The organism is Ulvibacter litoralis, from assembly GCF_900102055.1.
In the GTDB taxonomy this organism is placed as follows: Bacteria; Bacteroidota; Bacteroidia; order Flavobacteriales; family Flavobacteriaceae; genus Ulvibacter; species Ulvibacter litoralis.
The window spans coordinates 1-3,054 of the sequence record NZ_FNBA01000032.1 but is presented as its reverse complement, the minus strand read 5'-3'; the positions used below and the strand labels follow the sequence as shown (position 1 = coordinate 3,054).

General features: G+C 32.3%; 4 protein-coding genes. All 4 read left to right on the top strand.

Translation table 11 applies throughout. The features are described from left to right. The first annotated feature begins 117 nt into the window (after nucleotides 1–117). Nucleotides 118–630: a GNAT family N-acetyltransferase gene (locus BLQ00_RS17205; RefSeq protein ID WP_189342896.1), complete on the top strand. Its 513-nt coding sequence runs from the start codon at nucleotides 118–120 to the stop codon at nucleotides 628–630. 138 nt (nucleotides 631–768) lie between these two features. Next, nucleotides 769–1,365 carry a YhgN family NAAT transporter gene (locus BLQ00_RS17200; protein ID WP_093145555.1) on the top strand — a complete coding sequence of 199 codons (597 nt, stop codon included), beginning with the start codon at nucleotides 769–771 and terminating at the stop codon, nucleotides 1,363–1,365. 491 nt (nucleotides 1,366–1,856) lie between these two features. After that, complete coding sequence (locus BLQ00_RS17190) at nucleotides 1,857–2,225, top strand: hypothetical protein (protein ID WP_139149455.1); 369 nt, start codon at nucleotides 1,857–1,859, stop codon at nucleotides 2,223–2,225. Between the two features lie 250 nt (nucleotides 2,226–2,475). Further along, the gene (locus BLQ00_RS17185; protein WP_093145552.1) at nucleotides 2,476–2,697 is read left to right on the top strand and encodes a hypothetical protein; all 222 of its coding nucleotides are present in this window, start codon (nucleotides 2,476–2,478) and stop codon (nucleotides 2,695–2,697) included. Nucleotides 2,698–3,054: the final 357 nt, after the last annotated feature.

Genomic DNA, 3,054 nt, shown 5'->3' with positions numbered 1-3,054 from the left:
CACCTATTTCTGAAAATCCTCGCGGATTTTCAGTTTGGTGTGTACTTGCTAAGTTAAGTGCTAAAACACGCAACTACTCATAGCCGAGACCGTTGGCAACAAGCTAAAGCAACAATCGTGATAGAATTAAAGTCATTTAAAATAGAAGATTGGAAATATCTCAAAAAGTGGATTTCAAGTGAATCTGAATTAATCCAATTTGCTGGACAGATTTTTACTTTTCCAATTGACCAAAAACAAGTCGAATTGTATTTATCTGAATCAAAACGAACTGTGTTTAAAATAGAAAATGAAAATAATGAAACAATCGGAATTGCAGAAATTAGCATACCTGAGGAAAATGTTGCGAAATTAGCTCGGGTTTTAATCGGAGAAAAATCAATGCGTGGAAAAGGAATCGGAACGGAATTGATTAATAAATTGACCGAATATGGATTTCATAATCTCAAAAAGGAAAAAATCATTCTAAATGTTTATTCTTGGAATATTGGAGCAATTAAATGTTATGAAAAAGTTGGGTTTTCCCAATCTGAAAAGCCCATAAAAATTGTCAAAGTCGGGAATGAAGAATGGAGAACAATCGAAATGGAAAAAAGCCAGTTGCCAACACCGTGTATAATTAATGGCTAGTCCTCGCCTACTTACGAAAATCCTCGCGGATTTTCTATTCGGTTTTTATTTGCTAAATTAGGTGCTTAAACACGCCACTAATCATACACAATCACGTTGGCAATAATGCAAGAATAATAAATAATAAATAATAAAAATATGAATGATTTAGGAGGCTCAATTTGGTCGGCTGCAGTATTACTCTTTTTTTTAATGGATCCATTAGGTAATATACCTGTATTACTATCAGTTTTGAAGGGCATAAGCCCTAAACGTCAGCGATTTATTATTATTAGAGAGCTTTTAATCGCTCTGGTAATATTGATTATTTTCCTTTTTGGAGGGCAGAATCTTTTAAATTTTCTTCATTTACAACAAGAATCAGTTACAATCGCTGGAGGAATTATCTTATTAATAATAGGTCTTCGATTGATATTTCCTCGTCCAGAAGGTGTAATGGGAAAACAACCTGATGGAGAACCTTTTATAGTTCCGATTGCAATACCTATGATTGCAGGCCCTTCAGTTTTAGCGATGCTAATTCTAATGACTAGTAATGAACCAGATCAATTGGGTAATTGGTTTTTCGCTCTTCTTATCGCCTGGTCACTATCTGCATTATTGTTGCTGACTGCCCCATTTCTTTATAAAATTCTTCGTGAGCGAGGGTTGAAAGCTATTGAACGCTTAATGGGAATGATCTTAGTTATGATGGCAGTACAAATGTTAATAAATGGGATTAAAATTCTTTTCTAATATAATTTAATAAAGGCACGTATTGCCAACACCGTGTATAATTAATTGCTTTGGCAAGTGCTTATTTGGAAAATTCCTTCGGAATTTTCTCGGGTTCGTATTTGTTTACTAATTTAGTTGCTTAACCACGCAACTAACCATACACAACAACGTTACCCAACATTTGACCAAATCATCGAACATATTGCTAAAAAATATAAATTGGACTAAAAAAAGCGGAATTCTGATTATTGGAATTTGTTTAAGCGCAATGCTTTTAAAATATCTTATTCAACCTTTCAGAGGAACTTGGATTTACCAATATGGCAGTTTGATTTCCTTACTTATTTTTTATGGTGGAATTTTATGGTCGTTAATTAACACAATACTTTTGATTTCAAAACATAAAACTGAATTGAAAAATAATTTGATTTGGATTTTTTTAAGTGCAATTCCTTTTTTGTATATCGGAATAATGATGACAATCGCAATGACTAAAACATATTGACCGAATGAAATATAAAAAACTAATTATTGGGCTTTTGATTACTGCGAGTTTAATGTCTTGCGACTGCTGGGTAATAATTAATGGAAAAGTAATTGACGCACAAAGTAAAGAACCAATTGAAAGAGTACGATTAGAATTTTTAAATATAAATAGTACAGAGATTATAAACTCTACTATAACATCGCAAGAAGTAAATCGAATTTTCTCGACTGATTCAACCGGTATATTCTTTATGCGTTCTGATAATTATGGTTTTTGTCCAAATATCGAACCTAAAATCAAAATTTGGAAAGAAGGATATAAAACAAAGGAATTTATTGTAACAGATGATATTCCAAGAAATGAATTAGTAATTGAACTGGAAAAAGAATAAAAACGTAGGGTAACAAAGTATACCAATCATTGCTCTTGCGTTAATTTCACAATAATTTCTACAAATATTTAACTATATTGGTTACTGAAAAATAACGTAACGCTTGCCCTTCTGAGTCTCACGCAGCTCTGAATAATTTGGTGCTAAGAAGAGAATGTAGAACTTGTCGCTGCTGCCCTCAGCGCGCTGCGCCAAACGCAACAATTATTATACAAACCCGTTGGGCAACATTAAAAAAAATATTTGCAAAATGACAAAATATCAAAAGTTGAAATTAATATTAGCAGCATGTTTTTGTACGATATTACTTCTAATTTTATGCAACTATTCTTCAAATGGCAGATATAGTTTTGGAGAAAATAATCGGGTTATTTTAGACACTAAAACGGGAGATATATATTTGATAGAAAACCAAAAGTATGTGAAATTGAATGGTTTTACTGAAATGAAATTAGAAAATGAGGAAGAATGAAAAGAAAAATTTTCCCCTATAAATTCGATATAGTTTATCACTACGACATCATTAAACAATAATAAAAAACGATTGCCCAACAATGTATACTAATCATAGCTCTTGCGAAACTAGAAGCAAATTAATTGCAAATATTTAACTATATTGGTTTCTGAAAAATAACGTTACGCTTGCCTTTCTGAGTCTCACGCAGCTCTGAATAATTGGAACTAAGAAGTGTAGTTTAAACTCGTCGCCGCTTCAAGCCGCACACTGCGCCAAACGCTACAATTATTATACAAACCCGTTGTGCATAATTAGAAAAAAAGCGTAATTCATTAAAATAAATCGAAATTGACACAAGAAGTACACGAAAAT